25 protein-coding genes are annotated in these 24105 nt (G+C 41.8%); 19 read left to right on the top strand and 6 right to left on the bottom strand.

Annotation, left to right across the window (positions count from 1 at the left end; genetic code table 11):
• Window positions 1-12: 12 nt before the first annotated feature.
• The 6 genes from ACOQON_RS15820 to ACOQON_RS15795 are packed head-to-tail and all read left to right on the top strand — an operon-like array spanning window position 13 to window position 4911.
• Window positions 13-1332 carry a tetratricopeptide repeat protein gene (locus ACOQON_RS15820; protein WP_420576394.1) on the top strand — a complete coding sequence of 440 codons (1320 nt, stop codon included), beginning with the start codon at window positions 13-15 and terminating at the stop codon, window positions 1330-1332.
• Window positions 1310-1954 carry an LPS export ABC transporter periplasmic protein LptC gene (lptC, locus tag ACOQON_RS15815; protein ID WP_420576393.1) on the top strand — a complete coding sequence of 215 codons (645 nt, stop codon included), beginning with the start codon at window positions 1310-1312 and terminating at the stop codon, window positions 1952-1954. The genes ACOQON_RS15820 and lptC overlap by 23 nt, the downstream gene beginning before the upstream one ends.
• On the top strand, window positions 1951-2178 hold the full coding sequence (locus tag ACOQON_RS15810; protein ID WP_420576392.1) for a hypothetical protein: 228 nt from the start codon (window positions 1951-1953) through the stop codon (window positions 2176-2178). Before lptC ends, ACOQON_RS15810 begins: the two co-directional genes overlap by 4 nt.
• Entirely contained in the window at window positions 2171-3454 is a 1284-nt protein-coding gene (locus tag ACOQON_RS15805) for a hemolysin family protein (RefSeq protein ID WP_420576391.1), read from the top strand. Before ACOQON_RS15810 ends, ACOQON_RS15805 begins: the two co-directional genes overlap by 8 nt.
• Window positions 3455-4459: a 1-acyl-sn-glycerol-3-phosphate acyltransferase gene (locus ACOQON_RS15800; RefSeq protein ID WP_420576390.1), complete on the top strand. Its 1005-nt coding sequence runs from the start codon at window positions 3455-3457 to the stop codon at window positions 4457-4459.
• Window positions 4456-4911: a GNAT family N-acetyltransferase gene (locus tag ACOQON_RS15795; protein WP_420576389.1), complete on the top strand. Its 456-nt coding sequence runs from the start codon at window positions 4456-4458 to the stop codon at window positions 4909-4911. The genes ACOQON_RS15800 and ACOQON_RS15795 overlap by 4 nt, the downstream gene beginning before the upstream one ends.
• On the opposite strand, the gene ACOQON_RS15790 is transcribed toward ACOQON_RS15795, so the two are convergent.
• Both ACOQON_RS15790 and ACOQON_RS15785 read right to left on the bottom strand, forming a co-directional pair.
• Entirely contained in the window at window positions 4908-5759 is an 852-nt protein-coding gene (locus tag ACOQON_RS15790) for a toxin-antitoxin system YwqK family antitoxin (protein ID WP_420576388.1), read from the bottom strand. The genes ACOQON_RS15795 and ACOQON_RS15790 overlap by 4 nt on opposite strands.
• 17 nt (window positions 5760-5776) lie before the next feature.
• A complete protein-coding gene (locus tag ACOQON_RS15785) occupies window positions 5777-8338 on the bottom strand; it encodes a M14 family zinc carboxypeptidase (RefSeq protein ID WP_420576387.1) in 2562 nt (853 codons plus the stop codon).
• Window positions 8339-8464: 126 nt separating this feature from the next.
• Here ACOQON_RS15785 and ACOQON_RS15780 point away from each other — a divergent pair, with 126 nt between their 5' ends.
• Window positions 8465-8962, top strand: coding sequence for a hypothetical protein (locus ACOQON_RS15780; protein ID WP_420576386.1), 498 nt, complete (start codon window positions 8465-8467; stop codon window positions 8960-8962).
• Window positions 8963-9057: 95 nt separating this feature from the next.
• Here ACOQON_RS15780 and htpG read toward each other — a convergent pair whose 3' ends face one another.
• Entirely contained in the window at window positions 9058-10947 is a 1890-nt protein-coding gene (htpG, locus tag ACOQON_RS15775) for a molecular chaperone HtpG (RefSeq protein WP_420576385.1), read from the bottom strand.
• 122 nt (window positions 10948-11069) lie between these two features.
• On the bottom strand, window positions 11070-11459 hold the full coding sequence (locus ACOQON_RS15770; protein ID WP_420576384.1) for a hypothetical protein: 390 nt from the start codon (window positions 11457-11459) through the stop codon (window positions 11070-11072).
• A gap of 105 nt (window positions 11460-11564) precedes the next feature.
• Here ACOQON_RS15770 and ACOQON_RS15765 point away from each other — a divergent pair, with 105 nt between their 5' ends.
• Window positions 11565-12239, top strand: coding sequence for an RNA polymerase sigma factor (locus ACOQON_RS15765; RefSeq protein ID WP_420576383.1), 675 nt, complete (start codon window positions 11565-11567; stop codon window positions 12237-12239).
• On the opposite strand, the gene ACOQON_RS15760 is transcribed toward ACOQON_RS15765, so the two are convergent.
• A complete protein-coding gene (locus tag ACOQON_RS15760) occupies window positions 12240-12743 on the bottom strand; it encodes a DUF4293 domain-containing protein (protein WP_420576382.1) in 504 nt (167 codons plus the stop codon).
• Window positions 12744-12917: 174 nt separating this feature from the next.
• Between ACOQON_RS15760 and truA the strand changes: the two genes are divergently transcribed.
• The 3 genes from truA to ACOQON_RS15745 are packed head-to-tail and all read left to right on the top strand — an operon-like array spanning window position 12918 to window position 15993.
• Window positions 12918-13661 carry a tRNA pseudouridine(38-40) synthase TruA gene (truA, locus tag ACOQON_RS15755; RefSeq protein WP_420576381.1) on the top strand — a complete coding sequence of 248 codons (744 nt, stop codon included), beginning with the start codon at window positions 12918-12920 and terminating at the stop codon, window positions 13659-13661.
• Window position 13662: 1 nt separating this feature from the next.
• Complete coding sequence (locus ACOQON_RS15750; protein ID WP_420576380.1) at window positions 13663-15432, top strand: ABC transporter ATP-binding protein; 1770 nt, start codon at window positions 13663-13665, stop codon at window positions 15430-15432.
• 21 nt (window positions 15433-15453) lie between these two features.
• Complete coding sequence (locus ACOQON_RS15745) at window positions 15454-15993, top strand: hypothetical protein (RefSeq protein ID WP_420576379.1); 540 nt, start codon at window positions 15454-15456, stop codon at window positions 15991-15993.
• Here the strand turns inward: ACOQON_RS15745 and ACOQON_RS15740 are convergent, their stop codons facing one another.
• Window positions 15994-17778: an ABC transporter ATP-binding protein gene (locus tag ACOQON_RS15740; RefSeq protein WP_420576378.1), complete on the bottom strand. Its 1785-nt coding sequence runs from the start codon at window positions 17776-17778 to the stop codon at window positions 15994-15996. It abuts the gene before it with no gap.
• A gap of 126 nt (window positions 17779-17904) precedes the next feature.
• Here ACOQON_RS15740 and ACOQON_RS15735 point away from each other — a divergent pair, with 126 nt between their 5' ends.
• The 8 genes from ACOQON_RS15735 to ACOQON_RS15700 all read left to right on the top strand — a co-directional run bounded on the left by ACOQON_RS15735 (window position 17905) and on the right by ACOQON_RS15700 (window position 24096).
• Window positions 17905-19005 (top strand): Glu/Leu/Phe/Val family dehydrogenase, encoded by a 1101-nt coding sequence (locus ACOQON_RS15735; protein WP_420576377.1) that lies wholly within the window; start codon window positions 17905-17907, stop codon window positions 19003-19005.
• 87 nt (window positions 19006-19092) lie between these two features.
• The gene (gene nusB / locus ACOQON_RS15730) at window positions 19093-20259 is read left to right on the top strand and encodes a transcription antitermination factor NusB (RefSeq protein ID WP_420576376.1); all 1167 of its coding nucleotides are present in this window, start codon (window positions 19093-19095) and stop codon (window positions 20257-20259) included.
• Window positions 20260-20273: 14 nt separating this feature from the next.
• A complete protein-coding gene (locus ACOQON_RS15725; protein WP_420576375.1) occupies window positions 20274-20570 on the top strand; it encodes a YtxH domain-containing protein in 297 nt (98 codons plus the stop codon).
• A 6-nt stretch (window positions 20571-20576) separates the two neighbouring features.
• Window positions 20577-21137 (top strand): hypothetical protein, encoded by a 561-nt coding sequence (locus ACOQON_RS15720; protein WP_420576374.1) that lies wholly within the window; start codon window positions 20577-20579, stop codon window positions 21135-21137.
• Window positions 21138-21363: 226 nt separating this feature from the next.
• Window positions 21364-21528: a hypothetical protein gene (locus ACOQON_RS15715; RefSeq protein WP_420576373.1), complete on the top strand. Its 165-nt coding sequence runs from the start codon at window positions 21364-21366 to the stop codon at window positions 21526-21528.
• Window positions 21529-21601: 73 nt separating this feature from the next.
• The gene (locus ACOQON_RS15710; protein WP_420576372.1) at window positions 21602-22957 is read left to right on the top strand and encodes a carboxypeptidase-like regulatory domain-containing protein; all 1356 of its coding nucleotides are present in this window, start codon (window positions 21602-21604) and stop codon (window positions 22955-22957) included.
• Window positions 22947-23585, top strand: coding sequence for a hypothetical protein (locus ACOQON_RS15705; RefSeq protein ID WP_420576371.1), 639 nt, complete (start codon window positions 22947-22949; stop codon window positions 23583-23585). Before ACOQON_RS15710 ends, ACOQON_RS15705 begins: the two co-directional genes overlap by 11 nt.
• 1 nt (window position 23586) lies before the next feature.
• A complete protein-coding gene (locus ACOQON_RS15700; protein ID WP_420576370.1) occupies window positions 23587-24096 on the top strand; it encodes a hypothetical protein in 510 nt (169 codons plus the stop codon).
• Window positions 24097-24105 lie beyond the last annotated feature (9 nt).

The following is a 24105-nucleotide window of genomic DNA, read 5'->3' as shown; positions in this document are numbered from 1 at the left end:
AAAAAGTAAGTTATGAAGACGATTACTAAAATACTCGGAGCATCCTTTATCTTATTACTTGCGTTTGGAGCAGATGCTCAAAATGGATGGAATTGGGGCGAGCAAGTTGATAAAGCAAAGGAGAAAAATGTACTCTACACAGATGCTCTTAAAGCGAAAAACTACCAAGCGGCAGTTGAACCATTGAACTGGTTGCTTACAAACACACCAGATCTAAATCCTTCCATTTATATCAATGGGATAAAGGTTTATGAAGGATTGGCCGAGAAGACAAGCGATCCTGCCAAAAAAGATGAATATATCCAAAAAGCATTAGACCTTCATGACACTAGAATGGAAGTCTATCCGGAAGACAAGGCAGATATCATGGATAGAAAAGCCACATTTGCTTATCAGTTCTATGGTAAGGATCAGGATAAGTATCCTTACCTATATGAACTATATACCAAAGCTTTTGAGGCGAATGGAGCGGATATGAATAGTGGAAACCTGGTGGCATATATGCTGGTAATATATAAACACAGGATCACAGGCGGAAACCTAAGTGACGAGGATGTGATCAATCTTTACTCGGCTATTTCCGAAGCACTTAACGAACAAAAGAGTCGTGTGACCGGGAATAATAAAAAGCGCTATGATAAAATGCTTGATCAGGTTGATAAGATTCTTACAGCTACTAAAGTGGAGATTAGCTGTGAGTTTGTAGAAGAAAAACTGGGGCCTAAATTAGGACAGGGAGATGATCTTAATATGGCCAAGAAAATTTTCGGTTTGATGCTTGCCGGAAAATGCCTGGATAGCCCGCTTGCTTTGAAAGCAGCTGGAATTGTACAGCAAAATGAGCCAACCTATGGAGTAGCTAAATTCCTTGCACAAAAGAATGCTCAGGATGGAAACGATGCAAAAGCTATCGAATATTTCGAGGAGGCTGCTGGTCTTACTGATGATAACGCTGAAAAGGCAGAGATGTACGTAAGTATCGCTCGTATACAAATGAAAAATGGTCAGAAGTCTACAGCTAGAAATAGCGCAAGAAGAGCGCTTTCATTTGATCCTTCTTATTCGGATGCATATAAGGTAATCGGGGATCTTTACATGAATAGCTTTAATGACTGCAAAAAAGAAGAAAGTCAGGTGCAGGATCGGGCTGTATTTATTGCCGCTTATAATGAGTATAGAAAAGCGGGAAATAGCAGTGCTATGGCAGCAGCCAAAGCACAATTCCCTTCCATCGAAGATATATTCAATGAGGGTATGGAAGAAGGCCAGTCAATCACTGTAGGGTGTTGGATAAATGTGACAGTAGCACTTGAAAGAAGACCTGCGAATTAATATCAAATCAATCAGAAACATATATGCGGCCTGGAAGTCTATTCCGGGTCGCTTTTTGGTTTTAAGCCTTTGGGTAATCTTTTTAGCATGTGATCAGCGAAAGGAACTAGTGGATGCCCCCCAATATGATGGGCCACTTTCATCTATGGATAGCGCTATCACCTTGCTGAGCGATTCAGGAATAGTGGTAATGAAGATGAAGGCAGATGTTCAGAATAACTTTGAAAACGGGGACAGGGAATGGCCAAACGGATTTTATATAGAGTGGCTTAATAAAAGAGGTCAGGTGACTAGTTATTTTTCTGCAAACTATGTGTACTTCACACAAGCCGATAATCTATATCGGGCGGAAGGTGATGTAGTTGTAAGAAGCAATGTGAAACAAGACCAATTGAATACAGAGGAGCTATTTTGGGATCAAAGCGAGGAAAAATTTTATACTGACAAGTTTGTAACCATCAAATCTGAAGATGAAGTACATACAGGTGAAGGTATGGAATCAAATCAGGATTTTACGGAGTACCGAATCTTAAAACCAAGTGGGACGTTTACTTTGGAAGATGATCCAAACCGTCCTTTTCAAAGAGATGTTCCTCTCAGACCAATCAAAGAAGATCAATGAGATTATTTGATGTAATACTCTTTGTGTTGATCTTCGTTACCTTCATCATTGGTATTGATCAGGCAATTGTTGTTGGCATAGCTGAATCCTATTGGATTTTTATGTTTAGCCTCGCACTCTTATTTTTATATGGTTATCGCAAGGGCCAAAGACAATCCAGAGAAAAAGAAGAGTTAAAAAAGGCCTCTAAAAAGCACAAGAAAAAGAAGCGAAAGCATGGATGATCCATTCCCCTATTTGATCATACTCCTTTGTTTGTTGTTTTCGGCGTTTTTTTCAGGAATGGAAATCGCGTTTGTATCAGCAGATAAACTTCACATTGAGGTGTTGAAGAAGAAAGGTTCTTTTGGTGGTAAAATCCTTTCGCTTTTCACGGGCAACCAGTCGCAGTTTCTAGCCACGATGCTTGTTGGAAACAATATTGCCCTGGTACTATATGGTATTTTTATGGCGGCCATTCTTGAGCCGGTAATTGTTTCCCTTCTACCAGTGGCGATAGCATCGGATGTTGCGGTTTTGATTGTTCAATCCATAATTTCTACTGCTCTGGTTTTACTAACAGCCGAATTTTTACCAAAGAGTCTGTTTTTAATCAACCCCGACTTCTCCCTGAGACTTTTTGCCTTTCCTATGGGAGCAATATATATCCTGATGTATCCTATCGTATTTCTGGTGGTTAAGATATCATCCGTCTTTATCTGGGTATTTGGATACAAGCTTTCTGATGAAAAGCCTGTCTTCGGTCTTACAGACCTGAATAATTACATCAAAAACAATATCCTGAATATTAGAGATGAAGAGGAGGCTGAAATAGATGCGAAAATCTTTAATAATGCTATAGAGTTTAAAACGATCAAGGTGCGGGAATGTATGATCCCCCGAACGGAGATCGTAGCTGTTGATGTAAACGACTCTATAGAAGAATTAAAGGAGCATTTTGTAGAAAGTGGACACTCAAAGATTTTGATTTACAAAGAATCCATCGACGATGTGATTGGCTATTGCCATGCTTTGGAACTCTTTAAAAAACCAGAAGATATTAAATCCATTCTGGCAGAGATACCCATTGTTCCGGAGACGATGCTCGTCAATGAGCTTTTGATCCAGTTTATCACAGATAGAAAAAGTCTGGCCCTGGTAGTGGATGAGTATGGCGGCACATCCGGATTGGTAAGTATAGAGGACGTGATAGAAGAGATTTTTGGAGAGATCCGAGATGAGCACGATGATGAGTATTTGACTGAGCAGCAACTGGATGAATACAACTTCATTTTTAGTGCACGTCATGAGATTGATTACCTGAATGATCGTTACGAGCTTTCTCTGCCCGAAGGTGAGTATGATACGCTGGGAGGATTGATTTTCGCCTATCATGAGGATATTCCTGAGGTCAATGAAATCATTGAAATTCCTCCATTTGTCATCACCATTTTTACCATGGAGGAAAACCGGATCGATAAAGTGAAGCTTACATTGATAAATACGGAAGAGTTGGTCTAAATGAAAGCCTTTTACACCTCGTTTAAGGTTTTCATCAAGGTCATGCTTCGGCTGTATTTTCGAAGGATCAGGATTGAGGGAATTGAAAATGTACCCAAAGGAGTTCCTTTACTGATTACGCCTAATCATCAAAATGCCCTGATTGATCCACTGATTGTTGGCGCGTTTATTCCAACACCCATTCATTTTCTTACTCGCTCCGATGTGTTTAAATGGTGGATCAACCCCGTCATGAAATGGATGAACATGATGCCGATTTATCGTATACGGGACGGTTATTCCAAGCTGGCATTAAATGATGAAGTGTTTGCTGCATGTAAAGAAATATTCAGGAAGAATGGTTCTGTTTTGATGTTTGCAGAGGGCAATCATGGAAGGGAATATTTTTTACGACCGCTTACAAAAGGTGCGGCTCGGCTGGCCCTTCAATGCCAGACCGAGCTGGAAAATGACTTGATGATTTTACCCGTTGGATTGAATTATTTTGAACATCGAAATCCTCAATCCACTGTTCTCGTCCGTTTTGGTATGCCAATTCGTGTCAGGGACTACCTCAAAAACCATGATGAAGACCGGGCGAAAGGTCTAATAGGAATGAGGGATGCCATTAGTGATGGCATGAAGGCAACTCTGGTCATTCCGGAACAAACAGAAGACTATGAATTAAGAAAAAGGATGATTTTTCAGGAGCAGAATGAACATCTTTCATTCTCACAGCTTAAAGAGCTAATCCCATCTCAGAGTCAGGATGAAGTGAGAAAAAAGTCTCATCACCGCATCGCCAAAATGTTGAACCCGATTCCTTTCCTTATAATCCATCATTTTATTATGAATACGGAGGATGTGGTTTTTCATTCCACACTTAAGTTTGGTATTGGCCTCTTTGCGTTCCCTCTCTGGTGGATCATGGTTTTTTTACTATTATGGTTTGCGGTGGGAATTAATATTGCTGCTTTGGCGGTTATAGTGATGATTTTGGGCCTTTTCTATAGCTATCAAAGATGATCGAGATTGTCAACTTTCAGCCTAATCATGCTACTGCGTTCAAGGAGCTCAATGAAGCATGGATTAATGAGTATTTTGAAATGGAGGAGTCAGATCACAAGGCGCTTAGTGATCCACAAGGATATATTTTAGACAAGGGAGGAGCAATTCTCATTGCAGAGATGGATGAAAAGCCGGTTGGAACGTGTGCGCTAATTAAGATGGATGATGGAGTATTTGAGTTAGCGAAAATGGCCGTATCACCGGAGGCACAAGGACAAAAAATAGGATGGAGGATTGGGTTGGCTACCATCGAAAAAGCAAAAGAATTAGGGGCGGAGCGAGTATACCTGGAGACAAATAGCATATTAAAGCCAGCCATCCATTTATATCAAAAGCTTGGATTCAAAGATGCAAAGGGCTACTGTTCGCCCTATGCCCGATGTAATGTGCAAATGGAGCTTGTTCTTTAATTCCGACCCTTCAGAAATTTTTGGCGATCGTAAATTAAAACTCCTTTATTATCCCATTCTCTTGCGATGTAGGGATTGAACTTGAAGTTAAAAGGGTCATCAGGGTAGATGACTTCACGTTTCACCCGACCACCATCATAATATTCTCTCCACATACCTACCTTGTGTCCAAATTTATAGTTACCCCTCACGGCCACTGATCCATCTTTATGGAATGCCCAGTACTCTCCATCTTTTTCGCCAAAATGTACGGGGATCACTTCTCTCAGCTTTGTCTTGTTGAAATCATAATAAGCCAGCTTAGACTCCTGTGGCCAACCTTTCCACCAGTATGATTTGTCTTGCAAGATATCATGCCTGTTGAAGCGAACCCATCGCCGGTGTTTCATGCCTTTGTAATACCACCCTTCTTCCAACACCTGATCTCCCAGCATCTTTTGATAAGGACCATGCAGTACACCTGCATTTCTCTTATCCACTTTTAGAGAGTTCATGATTTTCTTCTTTTTATAGTCAAACCAGTAAAAATCAGCTGCATATTCAGGTGGCCCTTCATATTCTCTCAGGACATTAAAAAGCTCATAAACGACATCATTTCCAAATCCCGTTCGAGTAGATGCTTTTCGGGTTTTGATGCCAAAATAGACGTTACGTTTTTTCTTCTTTTTCTTCTTTTTTTCGACGGGATCATCCTCTTTTTCCTTCTCCTCTTCTTCCAGGTCAAGGGTGAGAGGTGTGTCATAGTCTACCTTGAAGAGATCTTCCAGAGACTCTCCATCCTGAGAAAAAACAGAAAGCCCCATAAAAATGAGGCTTAATGTAAGTATGTGCTTTATCTGAACTTTCATCCAGTTGTTGTTTCTATTTACTCACCAGCACCACGGCTGATTGCTTCTCCAAAAAACAACGCATTCATGAAGATTTTATTGGTACCATACCAGAATGCCCTGAAGTTTGGATTGTCTGCTAATGTAATCACTTTCCCGCGACCAACATTAGATATGGTCACCGCCGGTGAATTTTTAAATCGCTCCAGGTTTTCCTCGGAAACATAACCGGAGAGCAAAGGGTTTTCTGTGTAAACAAAAGGATTTGCATAGGCATTTTTTGATCTCTCCATGACCAGGTTGTGATTTCTGAATAGCGGCATACGATCGCTTTCCATTCCATAAGCCAGTGGATGTGTCAAATCGACCTTCGCCTCAAAAATGGAGCCACCTGTTACCTGGGCCCCTCTTTCTTCATCCAGATTTTCGTACGCTTTGAAGGACTCTTCTTCCTCTTCTTCCTCGTCACCATTGGCATACTGCACATTGGTGATCTCTGCATCGGATAACCATTTTCCTCCGTTTTTCCATGCAATTGCCACACCGCCTTGCGAAATCCACTCTTTCAGGTTTCTTTTTTGCGAATCACTGAGTGACCCCCACATGTTGGGAATAATGATTCGATTATATCTTGATAAGTCCTGACCCAATCTGCTTACCGGGAGCTTGGTCATTTTCATTTTGTATCGCTGATCCAAAAGGTGCCATACTTCACCAGCCTCATAGCTGCTGACACCACCTTCAACTAATACTGCAATTTTCGGCTCTTTCATCGTGGTGTTGCTTCGGCTGCCTAAGTCTACTCCTGATCTGGCAAGACCAGTATTCAGTGCATATACGTTGATGCCATCTTGTTTAACGATTTCATCTATGGTTTGCTCGATCCATGCCCGCTTATTTTCCTGCACACCAACTGGAATGATCATTGTGCCTCGCGGATATGTGCGAGCACCATCGTTATGTGTTTCATTCAACATCTGCACCACTACTTTCTTACTCAACAACCGATTGATTGCTCTGAAACCAAGATATCCGTAAGGCTCGATAGCATATGCGTAGGCTCCTTTATCGCCAATCAGTTCACCTTCAGGCATGGCTGCATATTCAAGTGGTTCATTCATGCTGATGGATCCAACCTCCCTGCTTCCCAGTTCTGCATATGGGAGGTTAAATGCCAGTGGCATAGTCCAGGTGGATACATCGTAGAACAAACTGTCGCTAAATGAAGTCCGTGTTTCAAAAATCGCTTTTGCTAATCGGTACTGGTCCTGATTCATCGGTACCACATAAGCCTGATCCTTTTTGAATGATTTTCCATTCTTGGAGATGTCTCTGCTTAGCGGATAAACATCGATCTCATGCTGTATAAGCATTTTGGCTAGCTCATAATTTCTGTATGGGTCTTTTTCTGAACCGAATACATATGCTTTGACTGCATCTTGTGAAGCGAGGTTGGAAGCACCTTGATAAAATTCCCTTTGATAATCCAGAAATTCTTTACGATGCGCAATGCCGGAAGCAAGCGTGGAAAGTGATGCCGTGAAATGATTTCTGATGGCCATAGGGAAGGTTAAAATTCCGTAATCATTTTCCTGGGCATGGCCCCTGGAGCTGGCTTGCTCAAATAAAATCCCAACACTTCCATTGACATCCGGATAAGTAGAGCCCTTACCGATGTAAAAGTCATCAAAGCTTTCCTCGCTGTAATACAATGAGCCAATCTGATCCAGATATTTAGCATGGAAAGCCGCCATTTTGTGAGTGAGGTCCACGTTCTTGTCTGGTGTCCATGGAAACTTCCTTGACGGAATGCCCGGCTGGAAGAAGAAAGTGGAGTTCGTACCCATCTCATGATGGTCTGTCAGGATGTTTGGTTTCCACTCGTGGAATCGAGCTATGCGAGCTCTTGATTCCGGGTGTGCCAATGGTAACCAGTCACGATTCAGGTCAAACCAATAATGATTGGTTCTGCCTCCGGGCCATGCTTCATCATATTCACGATCATTCGGGTCTGGGCTGATTACGTGAGAGCGGTGCATATTTACCCAGGTAGAAAAGCGATGTAGTCCATCGGGGTTAAAAGATGGATCTAAAATGATGATGGAGTTTTCCAGCATCTCATCAACTTCGGCTCCAAGAGCTGCGGCCAAATAGTAGGCCGTGATCAATGAAGCATTTGATCCGCTGGCTTCATTTCCGTGAACAGAGTAGCCGAGTAACATCACAATTGGCATTTCAGCGGTATTCATTGAAGATGAGACAGATGGGTCTGTTAGTTTTTTGTGATCAGCTTTGATCTTATCCAGATTGGCAAGATTCACCGGTGAAGAAACGGTGATCTGAATCAACGGTCGTCCTTCATACGTGCGACCAATTTCTTCCAGTATCATCCGGTCAGAAGCTTCCGCTACTTCTCGCATGTAATACACTAGCTGATCGTGACTCACATGCCATTCACCCGGCTGGTAGCCCAGCACTTCATAAGGAGTAGGGATGTCCGGGTTATAGGAAAATCCTTCCGGGAGGTAGTAAGCCATATCTACCTGCGCGAAAGACCAAAAGGAAAGAATTGTGAAACATAAGGTGAGGTACTTCTTCATATCTTCATTTTTTTAGGTTGACTAATCTAAGAAAATGAACAGGGAGATGAAAGAAGGGTTTGATGGGTGGTCGAGGGAGATCAACACTGAGGTGAAAAACACGTTATTGGGTGAAAAGAAAAAACTATGAATAGAAAGACATATATCAAAACTCAGGTTTTGGCTCTGGGAAGCTTTGTAGCACTTCCCACACTGGCTAATAGTTTGGTTAATCAGGATGCTACGGTTTCCACAAAAATGATTAAAGAGTTTGTTTCAGCAGGACATAACAACATAGATAAAGTCAAGGAGCTACTGGCTGAGCAGCCGAACCTTATTTATGCCCGCCACGATTGGGGAGGGGGTGACTTTGAAGAGGCGATTGAAGGAGCCGGCCATGTTGGCAACAAAGAGATTGCTACTTTTTTGATTGAAAAAGGAGCAAGACCCAACCTGTTTGTTATGGCGATGCTCGGAGAAAACCAGATTGTAAAATCTACATTGGAGGCCTACCCGGCATTGTTATCAGCGAAGGGACCACATGGATTCAGTTTGTTACACCATGCCAATGTTGGAGGGAATGAAGGACTATCAGAATACCTGAAGACCAAAGGACTTAGCGAGAAAAAGTTTGAGATGAAATAAAAAACCCACTCAACCGAGCGGGTTTTTTCTATGTCATGTTGAGCTTGTCGAAACATCAACATTTGCCTTGTCCAACTTCGGAGGTCTCTGTTTTTTTACACCAAACTAAGCTCAACGCTTCGATTCACAAAATCCGTCAGATCCTTACCCTCCAGCATGCCTTGTGAAAGGAGCGCCAGGTCATAAGCCTGCTTCGCCAGCTTTTGCTTCGCTTCGTCAGAGTCTGCCTCCAGAATCTTTTTCGTCATCGCATGGTTAGCATTCACCGCTACCGATAAAGTCATTGGCATGTCGCCAAACATCATAGGACCGCCACCGGTGGCCTGCATGTCTTTCATTCGTCGAATAAACTCCGGTAAAGTGATGGTAACCGGCAGGTCATCAGTAGCCATCGGCTGTACAGCTACGCTATTATTCTTGTTATTGATTGCTTTTTCAAAGATCTCTTTGATAGATTCTTGCTCTTTTTCGGAAAGCACTGACTCTTTCTTCTCGTCTTTGTCAATCAACTTGTCGATCACATCCGCATCCACACGCTGCAATTGCAGCTTGTCATGCTTCTGTTCCAAATGGCTAATGAAGTGACTGTCAATCGGACCACTCAGCTCGATCACATCGTAACTGCGCTTCTGCGCAGTATCAATATAGCCGTGCTGTTTGTCCTTATTCGTGGTGTAAAGTGCCACTACATTTTTGTCCTTGTTGGTCTGGTTTGCCTCAATGTGCTTCTTGTATTCCTCAATGGTGAAGTACTTGCCTTCGAGGTTTTTCACCAACGCAAAATCTTTCGCTTTCTCATCAAACTTCTCTTCGGAGATCATGCCGTATTTTACAAATACACCAATGTCTTCCCACTTCGCCTCATATCCTTTTCGGTCGTTTTTGAAAAGCTCTCCCAGTTTGTCGGCTACCTTCTTGGTGATGTATCCGTTGATCTTCTTCACGTTGGAATCTGACTGCAGGTAGCTTCGGGATACGTTCAATGGAATATCAGGAGAATCAATCACCCCGTGTAACAACTGCAGGAATTCAGGCACAATGTCCTTCACTTCATCGGTGATAAACACCTGACGAGAATACAGCTGAATTTTGTTTTTCTGCATCTCGAAATCCTTCTTCAGCTTAGGGAAGTAAAGCACCCCGGTCAGGTTGAATGGGTAATCGACATTCAGGTGGATCCAGAAAAGCGGCTCATCGCTGAATGGATATAAAGTCTTGTAAAAATCAAGATAATCCTGATCCTTCAGATCGCTGGGCGATTTGGTCCAGATCGGGTCAGTGTCATTGATGATATTATCAACTTTCTCAGTTTTGTATTTAGGCTTACCATCTTTGTCTTTGCCGTCTTCTACCTGATTTTCCTTCTGACCGAACTTGATTGGGATCGGCAAGAACTTGGAGTATTTATCAAGGATACCTTGCAGCCGGTGTTCATTTAAGAATTCTTCTGAATCATCCGCTATGTGAAGGATGATGTCAGTTCCACGGTTCTTACGCTTTCCATTTTTGATTTCAAACTCCGTATCACCCGTACAGATCCAGTGTGCAGGTTCAGCACCTTCTTCTCTGGAAAGTGACTGAATCTCTACTTTCTTAGCTACCATAAAAGCCGAGTAGAACCCAAGACCAAAGTGACCTATGATCTGCTGGTTATCCGCTTTGTCTTTGTATTTCTCTACAAACTCAGTGGCGCCTGAGAATGCGATCTGGTTGATGTATTTCTTGATCTCATCGGCCGTCATCCCGATACCATTATCGGAAACGGTGATCGTTTTCTTCTTTTCGTCGAATGACACTTCGACAGTGAGATCACCCAACTCGCCGGAGTATTCACCCAGCTGCGCCAGTTGTTTGATTTTCTGAGATGCATCTACAGCGTTTGAAACCAATTCACGAAGAAAGATCTCGTGATCGGAATACAGGAATTTTTTAATGATCGGAAAGATGTTTTCCGTGTGTATTGAGATTGTACCTTTCTCTGCCATCGTCTGATTACAATTTTTTAGTTGTTACTCAGTCGGACAAACTCAAAATCTATTCCAGAGGACGAAAACTGACAGGTTGGCAGAGACGTGCAAGGGGTGAGTTCCCCTCACACGATAATTATTTACCCCAATTCTTTTGATGGAGTCACCTTGTCGTTGGTAATCATAAAGAGCGAAAACGCCCCCATCGCCATGACCAAATCTCTTACAGCTACATCTACATAAGACCAGGTGGCAATCAAAGAAAACGCAATGCAAACCAGCCCTGCACCCACAATGAAGGAACCGATTTTGGGTTTTACCAACACAATGATCCCGGCAATTATTTCAATAATCCCTACCACAATCATAAATGTAGATGGGTCGAAGGGAAGCACTCCCGCAAAACTCTGAGATAGGTACAATCTCCATTCTGTTAGCAGGTTTGTGAACTTATCCAGCCCCGCAACTATTGGGACAACCCCGTATGTGTATTTCAACATCGTTTGAACAAATTGAACATTTGAATTCATAACTAAATTTTTTGGTTAAAATCATGCGTTAGATTGAGTGCTGTTCGAAAGGATACAAAATCATGTAACTTTTTTCGAGATCCGCTATCTAAGCCAAAAGAGAACATGATGATTACCACATACAAGGGCAGGCAGGACTCACCGGGAATGAAGGAGTCTGACATTATCAGGCGCATTCTTGGTGGTGAAAGGGAACTGTACGAAATTTTGGTCAGGAGAAATAACCAAAAGTTGTTTAGATGTGTGCGAGGGTATCTTTCCGATGAGGAAGAGATAAAAGATGTAATGCAAAACAGCTACCTCAAAGCATTTGACAAGCTAAGCCAATTCAAACTCCAGTCTTCATTTTCTACCTGGCTGATCCGTATAGCCATGAATGAAGCGTTGGCACGATTGAAACAAAAAGGGAAGATTGTTGAATGGGACACAAATCGATTAACAGATGCTGAAAATGACTTTGCGAACGATAAGAGCCATGAACAGAACCCCTACAACAGAATGATAAGAAAAGAAGGAAGGGAGCTTCTGGAAAGAGCCATTGGAGATCTGGATGTAATCTACCGGACGACTTACATCATGAAGGAACTGGAAGAGATGAGCATAGAGGAAATCTCGGAAGTTCTGAGTATTTCTGTATCCAATGTGAAGATTCGGCTTCACCGGGCCCGACTGATGCTGCGGGAAAGCCTGTATGCATTATCTCAGGACAAAGACCTCTTTGAGTTTGGCTTTAGCAAATGCGATAATATTACTAAACGGGTGATGAAAGCGATTCTATAATTACCTAATCCGATCCGCACTCCTCACTAATTTTTCATCTTTTCTGATGAAACGATTCGCCAGGAAATTGTTAAGCATCGCTACAATGGGGAGGTAGAAGCCTACGAGAAACGTTCCTTGTACTTGAGGGTCGAATAGTTGGTTGGCTTTGCTGATATATAAATAAGATCCCACGAGCGTGGCTGCTGTGATCAGTGAGAAGAGTGCATTCAACTTTACCTGAGTCATTCGGTTCTTGTAGCGCGTGATGGAGAACAACATCACCAGTGCCGCTACCACAGCGCCAGCTGAAAGCAAGAATGTACTCTGAGTACCAAGCAGCTGTACTTCACCGGTCTCCATAATGTGCTGCTCGTATCGAAGCTGAAATGAATCCATGATGGCGTATTCTCTTTTTTCAGCTTCAAAGTTCTGATCGGATTTCTCCCAGATCGGGAAGAAGAGCATTAGAATCATCGCGATTGCGGCGATGGTCATGAAGATGGTTTGTACTCGTTGCAGCATTTTTTTTCTGAGTTAAGGCTTTATATCGAAAGTCATTCTGAACTTGTTTCAGAATCTTTTAAACAAATGTTGAAAGATGCTGAATTAAATTCAGCATGACCTTTATTAACATAGTATCTGCAAATATGAACGGAAACACCTATCAAATGGAAGTAATACCACAATTTTGTCGCCGTGAGGTATTTCATGGACATCAGCTATCGAGGCACGAACTATAGTGGTTGGCAGACCCAGCCCAATGGTGTGACTGTACAGGAAGAAATCGAAAAAGCAATTTCAACGGTTCTGCAAGCCGAAATACCCATTACCGGGAGCGGTCGGACCGATGCAGGTGTACACGCCACCCAACAAATTGCACACTTCGACGCAGATAACATTGACCCGAATCAGCTGGGCTTCAAACTGAATTCGTTTCTAGGTCCGGACATCTCCATCAACAGTATTCGTCGGGTCAAAGATGATGTAAGTGCACGTTTTGAAGCTACATCCAGAAAATATCATTATCACCTTCATCAGGCAAAGGATCCTTTTAAAACCGGCCTTTCGTACTACTTCCGACCGGAACTTAACGTCGACTTAATCAATGAAGGATGTGAAATAATTAAGGGTTGGCAGAACTTTGAGTGCTTTAGTAAAGTTCATACCGAGGTGAATCACTTCAATTGTGACATCTTCCAGGCCAAATGGGTGCAGGAGGGCACCAATCATTTGTTTGAGATCACAGCTAATCGCTTTCTTCGTGGAATGGTACGTGCCATTGTGGGAACGTTGATAGATGTTGGCTTGGAGAAGACAAGTTTGGAGGGGTTGGGACTGATCCTGAGAAGTAATAACCGAAGTGAGGCAGGACGAGCTGTGCCACCGGATGGGTTGTACCTGCAGGAAGTGATTTACCCGAAAGACATTTACATAGACTGATTTGGAAAAAGAAAAAGCGAGCGGAAATATAGTAGACCTTAAGGTGCTGAAGAGACTTTTCGCCTTTGCTAAACCCTACATCGGGGTTTTCTACTTTATCGTATTCCTCACGATCGCATTGAGCATCGCGGGCCCACTCCGTCCAATGCTGATTCAAAAAGCGATAGATAATAATGTCGCCAATGGGGATTATCCGGGATTGGTGAATATGATCCTCCTGTTGATTGGTTTGCTGGTTATTCAGTCGGTCATCCAATACCTACATACCTTTTATTCCGGTTGGTTGGGGCAAAATATCATCAAGGACATCCGCATCAAGCTATATCGACACATTCAAAGTCTCAAGCTATCTTTTTTTGATAAAACCCCAATAGGCAGGTTGGTGACCCGAAACATCTCGGACATTGAGACACTTGCTGAAGTTTTCAGCACCGGGATCGCAGGGATCATAGCTGACGTGATGCAGCTACTAGTTATTCTCGGTTTTATGTTTTGGATGAACTGGTCATTGACGTTGGTGAGTTTATCACTCCTCCCGATTTTACTTTTTGCCACCTATGTTTTCAAAGAAAAAGTGAAGGTGGCTTTTAATGAGGTGCGCGCTGCGGTTTCTAATCTCAACTCGTTTGTGCAGGAACACATCACCGGGATGAACATCGTGCAGATCTTCAACAGTGAAAAGCGTGAGTTTGAGAAATTCAAAGAGATTAATCAGGAACATCGAAAAGCGAACATTCGCTCCGTACTTTATTATGCGACCTACTTTCCCGTTGCGGAAGTCATCCAGGCGGCTGGTATTGGATTGATCGTTTGGTATGGAGGAGGACAGATGATCCAGGGAAATGTGGAGTTCGGGATGCTAATCGCTTTCATTCTGTATTTGCAGATGTTCTTCCGCCCGATCCGGATGATTGCTGATCGATTCAATACCCTTCAAATGGGAATTGTATCATCCAACCGTATACTTGACTTGCTGGACAACACGGATCACATTCAGGATAATGGAACGCATCAGCCGGAGCATGTAAAGGGAGATGTGAAGTTCGAGGAGGTGAAGTTTGCGTATGTGGAGGATGATTACGTGCTTAGAGACATTTCTTTTGAAGTGAATGCCGGCGAAACGATCGCACTTGTAGGAGCTACAGGTGCGGGGAAGTCTTCCGTGATTAACCTGTTGAGCCGATTCTATGAAATCAATGAGGGCAACATTTATGTTGACGGTACGGATGTTAGAGAATACAATTTGCAAAACCTGAGAAGCCACATTGCAGTGGTGTTACAAGATGTATTCTTATTCTCTGATTCTATTTACAATAACATCACTTTGCGCAATCCGGATATCTCCCGGGAAAGAGTAAAAGAAGCAGCAGAGCTTGTCGGTGCACTTCCATTCATTGAGAAGCTACCGGGCGGTCTGGACTACAATGTCCAGGAAAGGGGAGCGACACTTTCAGTAGGTCAGCGTCAGTTGATTTCCTTTGTTCGGGCGATGGTCTATGATCCAAAGATCATCGTGTTGGATGAGGCGACATCATCAGTGGACACAGAGACGGAAGAATTGATCCAGTCAGCTATACAAAAGATGATGTATGGAAGAACATCAATTGTGATTGCTCACCGACTTTCTACCATACAGAATGCTCATCAGATTTTGGTATTGGACAAAGGAAGGATTGTAGAGAGAGGAAACCACGAGGAGCTACTTCGAAAGGAAGGTCACTATGCCCACTTGCACCAAATGCAATACAAAGAGGTAGCAAAAGCTGTCTGATTCACCCCTATATTTGATGCCATGAAGCGAGCTAAGCTTATTTATTCAGCCATTATTGTGGTGTGTCTGATTATCATTATGTGGAGCACTTACTACACCCTTGGTGGATTTGATCCGGTGGAAGTGTTCGTCATGGAGGGCAAAGAGCGGACAGTGATCGGGAAGGAATACATCGAGAAGTATGATTACGATGCGTTTGGAAAAAAAATGAAGGAAACCCGGAAAGCCATCGATTCAGGAAAATTGAAAGGCATGTTGACGGTGGTGTTTTTTGAAAACGATACGATAGGTTCGGATTCAATTCACTATTTTCTTGGCGCTTCTAAAGATGAAGTGAAAAATGTAGTCATGCTTCCGGCTGGCTATGATTACAAGGAGTTCAAAACGGATAAGATTTTGAAGGTTTTCATGACACAACACCCGCTAGTAAGACCCAACCCCGAAGAAATCAATGAACTCATGGAGATCAAAGCCATCGAGGAGGGAGTAGTGCTTCAGCCTGTTTGGTTTGAGCTTTATTATCAGGATGAAAGCCTGAGTGTGGAGTATTGGGCTAAATAGTTAGGCCACTTCTTCTCCTGTCAGCTGCTTGTCGTGAAGCTCTTTGTACGCGCCTCCTTTCGAAAGCAATTCATCATGCGTACCCTGCTCCACCACTTTGCCATCATCCAGCATCACCACCTTATCAGCAAGCTTCGCTGAGGAAACCCGGTGGGAAATAATAATTGAAGTTCTACCCTGCATGATTCGTTGCATGGCATTGAGGATGGCGTTTTCTGTTTTGGTATCAACAGCAGAAAGTGCATCATCCAAAATCAAAATCTTCGGCTCTCTGGCAATCGCACGTGCAATTGAAACGCGTTGTTTTTGTCCACCGGAAAGCGTAATGCCCCGCTCACCTAATCGCGTTTCAAACCCATTTTTAAATTCTTTGATATTTTCCAGCACATCCGCATCTGCAGCGGCTCGTTCCACTTCTTCCCGGCTCATTTTTCGGTTGCCGAATGAGATGTTATTCTCGATCGTATCTGAGAAAAGGAATACATCCTGCGGCACATACCCTATCTGACTTCTCAAAGAAGAGAGGCTGTAGTCTTTCACACCTACATTATCAATTTCGATCTTGCCGCTATCGATATCGTATAACCTGCAAACCATATTGGCGATGGTACTTTTTCCGGAACCCGTGGTTCCCACAATCGCGATGGACTCTCCCGGTTTCACCTCGAAAGAGATGTCCTTCAATGCGTGGATTCCAGAGTCAGGATAAGTAAAATTCACCTTATCAAAAATGATATGACCCTCAATTTCCCTCTCAATATCTTTTTCTGAAATAATATCTGTTTTGGTATTGAGGAATTCATTGATCCTGCGTTGTGAAGCGGCCGCACGCTGAATGATAGAGGTAATCCAGCCCAAAGCGGTCACAGGCCAGGTGAGCATATTCACATAGATGATGAACTCCGCAATGTTACCCGTACTTACTTCACCATTAAAAACCTGAATCGATCCAACCCATACGGTGAGAATAATACTTAAACCAATTAGCCCCATGATGAGTGGCATAAACAAGGCCTGTACAAAAGATAGCTTGAGTGATTTGTCTCTATAGTCTACACTTTCAGTTTCAAAATTTTTGGCTACTTCTTCTTCACGCACAAACGCTTTGATCACCCGGATGCCTGAAAAAGCTTCCTGCACATATGTGGAAAGCCCTGATAAACTTTCCTGAATTTCTGTCGAGCGTTTGTTAATGATGTTGCTTACAAAGTAGATGCTAACCGAAAGCACAGGGAGCGGAAGTAAGGAGTAAAGAGTAAGTGTTGGATTAATCGAGATCATGTAGGGGATTACCATCAGGAACAAGGTGAATAAATTGATCCCATACATAATGGCCGGGCCTATGTACATACGCACTTTGCTCACATCCTCAGAAATCCGTGCCATCAGATCTCCGGTGTTATTTTTTCTGTAGAAGCTTAAAGGGAGGGTTTGGTAGTGTTCAAAAATCTCATTTTTCAGATCATACTCCACATGTCGCGACATCACAATGATGGTCTGGCGCATAAAAAACAGGAAGACTCCTCGTAGAAGTGCTGAGACCAGGATCAAGACGGCAAGAATGACGATGCTAGACCCGATAATTTCTACTGTATTATTTTGAAGATCAAACCCTTCAAACGAAGAAAAAATAGCGTAGCTCCTACCCAAAATATCGAAAGCATACCGAACAATTACCGCAGGAACAATTGCAAAGAAATTTGCTATAATGATAAATAAGGCACCAAAAATTAGGTGAAACTTATATTTGAGTAGGTATTTATTTAAGTAGCCTAGGTCTTTCACGAAATTTTATAAAGGCCTGACAGCCAATGTGTTTTAGTTAAAAATGAGATATTTTTGCAGCCCTTTTCTCTATGTGCAACTGCACCCGAGAAAGAAGGTTCAAAATTAGATTAAAGTTCATTTACAATGATAGACACACAACCCGAAGTAAAGTCGAACAGTGTATTCGACCAGATGGCCAACCTACAGCATGAGCAAGTGGTATTCTGCAGAGATGAAGCAACCGGCCTTAAAGCAATCATTGCCATTCATAACACCGTCCTTGGCCCCTCAATGGGCGGTACCCGCATGTGGAACTACGCTACGGATGAAGAAGCATTGAATGACGTCTTGAGACTTTCAAGAGGAATGACGTTTAAGTCAGCCCTTGCTGGTTTAAATATTGGTGGAGGCAAAGCCGTAATCATCGGGGATGCTCGTAAGATGAAGAATGAGCCATTGATGAGGCGTTTTGGAAAATTTGTAAACAGCCTGAACGGAAAATACTACACTGCTGAGGACATGAACATCACCATGCGTGACATTGAGTACATGAGCATGGAAACGCCTTACGTGGTAGGCAAGCCGGAATACATGGGAGGATCTGGTGATCCAAGCCCGATGACTGCATACGGTGTGTATATGGGAATGAAAGCAGGTGCTAAAAAAGCATACGGACTTGATTCATTGGGTGGAAAAAACATTCTTGTACAAGGAGCTGGTCAGGTAGGAAAATATTTGGTGGATCACCTGATCGAAGAAAATGCAAATGTTTTCATTGCTGATATTTTTGAGGATAAAATCAAGACAATTACTGATAAGCATGACAAAGTATCTGTGGTTGATCCGAATAAAGTGTTCCAGATGGAGATGGACATTTATGCACCATGTGCCATGGGAGCAACTTTAAATGATGAAACCATCCCGGAAATGAAGTGTGCTGTTGTGGCAGGCGCGGCTAACAATCAGCTGGCCAATGAGCAAAAACACAGTGCAATGCTGAGTGATCATGGCATTATTTACTGCCCGGACTTCCTGATCAACTCAGGTGGTATTGCCAACGTTTATCACGAGTACCTTGGTAATTACAACAAGGATAGAGTCATCGCATCTACAGAACACATTTACGATGTATGCCTGGATGTATTGAATCACTCTGAAGACAATAAGATCGGATCCCATGAAGCTGCACTGGAGTTGGCATTGAAGCGAATAGAGCAAGTGGGGAAAGTAAAACTTGGAGAATAAGGAATTATCCCACATCTTCAGTATCCGAAAGTGGATGACTGAAAAATTTGAAATAAGGAGAAGTAGAAGGCGACAGGCCGAATAAACATGCTAAACAGACGAATACTTAGAGTAAAAGCCATGCAGGCATTATATGGATATTTCACTGCAGTGGAGTCCATAAAAGAGGTGAAAAGAAATGAGCTGGAGGAAATGCATGCACTGGACCCTGCCAAGCATGATTTTGCGGATAAGGCGCTTTTTGAGGCTCGGAAAAGACAGGCCGTCCAGCTTTTCAATAGAAATTTGCTAGCTGGTAAAGTGGAGAATGCGAAAGACGCTGAGGAGGAGGTGGTTAAGAATGTGAATGATGCACTTTTGGAATTTGAAAATCAAATCAATAAAGAAGCGCGCATTCGCAGGAACGATATGATGAAAGAGGCCGAACGGCTTCAGGATACGTATCTGAAATTGCTACTTTTTCCTATCGAAATTGAGCAGCGAGAAAAACTGGATAGCGAGAAAGAGGATAAGGCCTACATCACCAAAGAGAAAAAGATATATCCGTTTATCGGGAATGACCTGATCCGACAGTTGAAAGAGTCAGACCTCCTGCAAAAAGAGGCAGCCAGAGCCGGTGTAAGCTGGAGCAATGAGCAGAATGATATTAAAGCCTGGTATCGTGAGCAAATACGTACGGCTAAACCTTTGCAGCATTTCTTTGGAGGTTCTAAATCGGAAGATACTCCTGACAATGACATTGTGCTTGAGCTTTTTAAGCGTGTAGTATTTAAAAACGAAGCGATAGCATCCTACCTTGAAATTAACCACCTGCATTGGGTGGAAAATCAGCCCATTGTGAAAAGCATGGTGGTGAAGACAATAAAATCTCTTCAGGACGGTGAAGGGTTTGAGTTGGCGGAACTGACAAAAAATGGCGAGGAAGATTTTAAGTTTTTGGAACGCCTTTTTGATGATGTCATCAATCAAAATGAATTTCTCGAGGAGATCATTCAGAGCAAAACGATGAACTGGGACGTAGATCGTATTGCGCTGACAGACCGGGTTATTCTGAAGCTTGCACTCGTTGAAATGATGAATTCGCCGAGTATTCCTGTGAAGGTCACAATTAATGAGGCGATCGAAATTTCAAAGATGTATAGCACTCCGAAGAGTAAACAATTTGTAAATGGCGTTTTGGATGTACTTTCAAACGAGCTAACTTCGAGTGGTAAAATTCGTAAGAGCGGTAGAGGCCTTATCGATAATAAATAAACAAAAAAACGACAATGAGCAGATCAGGCGGTTCTTTTTTCGCATTCCTTCTAGGTGTAGTCACCGGAGGTGTACTTGGTATCCTTTATGCTCCTGACAAGGGAACAAACACGCGTGATAAACTCACTTACCAGCTGGATAAGCTCAAAAAACAACTGGAGGGTTTCGTGAATGACGTGGCTGAAGGAAAAGATGTTTTCGACAATGATGCGAAGAATCAAGGGGAGAAGATCGTGAAAGATGCTAAGGATAAAGCAGAGCGCTTGCTGGATGATGTAAATGGCCTGATTAGTCAGATTCAGAAAGACTAAGATTTCTTGAAGAGATTAGCTTTAAGCTCCCTTTTAATTGTTTTATGCTCGCATGCTTATTCGCAGGATTCTACAGCTTGGGAAATACGAGCGGATGTCTTAGCCCCACTAACTAACAACCTTACTTTTGGTATTGAGCGAAAATTTGATGGTTTTGGCATTCAGGTAGATTATGGGTTCCCGGTACAGATGATTCGCTATGATGGAAACATTTTATTGGCGGATCAGCCTGAAGGTGATAAATATGATGAAGGTCACTTCTTCAAGGCCACTTACAAGAATTACACTCTGCTAAAGCATTCTCGGAGATACGCACTCTTTCAGATATCCAGGGCTTCTTATGGAAATAATGAAGACTGGTTCACTGCATACGGGATTTTCGTAGGTGTTGGTGAGCGTCTGAATTGGAATAAGGTGGTTTTAGACTACTATGTTTCATTAGGGTTGGGTGATTCGTCAGGAGAGTCCAGGAATTATCATTTTGGTTTTGCCTCTCAGGCCACAGGAAATCCAATGATATCACTGGGGGTTGCTTTGGCTTTTCCGATAAGGAAAAAAAGTCTTTAACATTTCATTAAGACTTTTGAAACCATACTCCTTTTTGGGGGAGATAATTTTTTATGGCAAATAACTACTCCTTGTTATCATTTGATAAGCCATTACGTTTTTTGGAAAATAAATTCAAAATTCTTGGCATTATACTCCCCCCCTGTTTTATACTTACAACGTTTTTACCTAATCTGGCCAGTAGGTGGGAATAATTTGTTTTTATTCACCTTTAAAATTAAACGTAATGAAAAAATTAACGAATGAACAAAAAATCCAAATACAAGGTGGTGCACCTGTAACTTGGGAAGAATATTGTGGCACTTTGAGAATGATTGCAGAGAATAATCCTGACAGCATAAACGATGGAACAGTTTTAGGTCTTTCTAATTGCCAAATGCGAGGTTATTAGTAAATCAGGAAATTTGAACTTGAATCCTCCAGCTTCATCAAGTTGGAGGATTTTAAAAATGCTTTGTTTGATTATGTGCAATAAACAATGTCTTAGGAGTCAACTAATAAAGTTTTTTATCCTATTCCTTCTTTTTGATTCATATTATTCTCTCGGACAAAATTCAAGCAATAAATTAAAGGGCTCTATTTTAGATCGAAATGATTCATCAGGCTTAGAGTTTGCACATGTATACCTCAAAAACAGTACGATTGGTACTTATACCAATACCAATGGTGAATTTCTATTTTACTATCCGGATTCTTTAGCTCAAGACACCCTTGTTGTATCCAGAATCGGGTATACCAGCTATAATCTTGCACTTGGGGAAAGAGATACTACTACGACTGACCTCTCAATTTATCTGAGTGAAAGTAAAGACTATCTGGATGAGGTAGTGGTATATGCAAAAAAAGATACTGTAGTCTCGATAGTCAAAAAGGCTATCAAGAGATTTAGAAAAAATTACCCGACAAGACTTCACTATCTCGAAGGTTTTTATCGTGAGCTTAGCCTGAAAGGAGATGAATATACACGACTAATTGAAGCTTCAGTAGGAATTACTGAAAACAGCTACCGCAAAGCAGAAACCAAGACCAAAATCAAGGTCAGACAAATTCGAAAAAGTGAGGATTATAGAGATTATAGCATAAAAGCCAAGTTGTATCTAGCGGCTATGAAATTAGCAATGGGTGAATCTTTTGCTGACTATAATAACCTCAGTAAAATGTTGAAAATGAATTTCGCGAAAATTGATCGTGGGAAAATCACTATCTGGTTTGAGGAACTCAATTTCATTGAAGCTTTTGACTTTGAGATTGCGAAAGTGACTGTTGAAAATGGGCATAAGCGAATGCATATTTCATTTCAAATGCCACTGACAGCATCAGCCGTTTCCTATTCCGCGGGAGAACTGGTAATCAATATGGAGGATTATGCTATAATAGAATGGAAGTATGGTCAAATACCACACCCATCTAAAGCTATCAAGAAATTAGATGTAATGTATTACAAAGGACGTTTTCACCGACATAATCATATTATCTATTCCAAAATTGAAGATAAATATTACCCCACTTTTTTCGAAATGTATGAGCCAATCTTAAAAGGTGAAAAACATGTATACGAAGATGGTCGAAAAGAGTATCAATTTGATAAAATTACCTTCATGGTTAATCAGGTAATCACACGCAAGCGAGATTTTGACCGTATCAAAAACAGGGAAGCTCTAGAGGAAGACCTAGATCTCTATGATACCGATCATTCATACGATCCAGAATTTTGGGCAAACTACAATCTGCTACTCTTAGACCCATTATTGAAACCCGCCAAAGAAGACCTAGAAAAAGAAAAATCACTAGAAACTCAATTTGAAGACAATGGAGAATGAAAGCAGTTTAGACTTATCAGATCAGCGTTCGTATTCCTCTCTGCCGGGATGGGGATTTGCCCTTTTACTTTTTATTGTTTTAGCCTCACTAATTAATTATGTCTATTTCAAAGAAATTTTTCTTGTATCGGAGGGAAGGGAAGATGATTTTATTCTTAAAAACTTTCTCGTATATAATTTAGGTTTAAAGGCTATTTTATACCCATTCAAGTTTCTTGCATTGGCGGGTATGATGATGATGGGAGCTTTTCTATTCAAGGTAGAACAGCCAGATTTCTCAAACCTGCTAAAAATAGTTGTCCTGGCAGAATTAGTTAAGTACCTCCCCGAAATTTCAAAAATTCTTTGGTTTACTTTTTTTAATGCAGACAACCTGGTTGGATATGAAACGGGATTGTTTGATAACTACTTGTCCCTGAATGGTTTACTGGGGATTACTAAAGAGAACACCATCTATCCGTTATTCAAATACTTAAGTATTACACAGGTGCTATATGTTTTAGCTGTTGCTCAGTTACTAAAGGGTTCTACCGATGAGAACCTATCACATCATCTATACTGGTTTGGAATTACCTATGGTACGATTGTTTTACTTCTTGGCTTAGGTTCAACCGTTATTTCCCTTTAAAATGAAAAAGTACGCCTTGTTTATTGTTGGTGGAATGCTATTGCTTTTTGTATTGCTTGGACTGGCTTCAAAAGAAATGACAGACAGCAACAGTTCTAAACCGGAAAAGGAGGTCTTACCCAATATTTACCTCTCTGATTTTGACAGCACCCAGGTAGAATTGCATGATATCGAATTTGAAAAGGGCTTAGTCGTTGGGCTTATTAATTCTGAGTGTCAAATCTGTCACTCACTTGTGGATGAACTCTATAAACGTGCGCATAAACTTGAGGGTATTAAAATCATTCTTATTTCCTATCAAAACATTGAAGACATAAAAATCTTTGCAGAAAACTATCCTGATCCTCCTTTTAAATTTTGGAAGGCTGATTTCGAATTACTTAATACCCAATTCAATGAGATGAATACCCCCCAGGTTCGTTTGTACAATCCCCAACTTGAAATGATCAAAAGGATAGACGGTATCGCACGTGTAGTATACATTAAAAAATACTTTGAGGGCACAAAGTGAATATATCGA

The sequence above is a fragment of the Ekhidna sp. genome (genome assembly GCF_965221965.1).
Classification (GTDB): Bacteria; Bacteroidota; Bacteroidia; order Cytophagales; family Cyclobacteriaceae; genus Ekhidna.
This window is presented reverse-complemented; position numbering and strand designations above follow the sequence as displayed.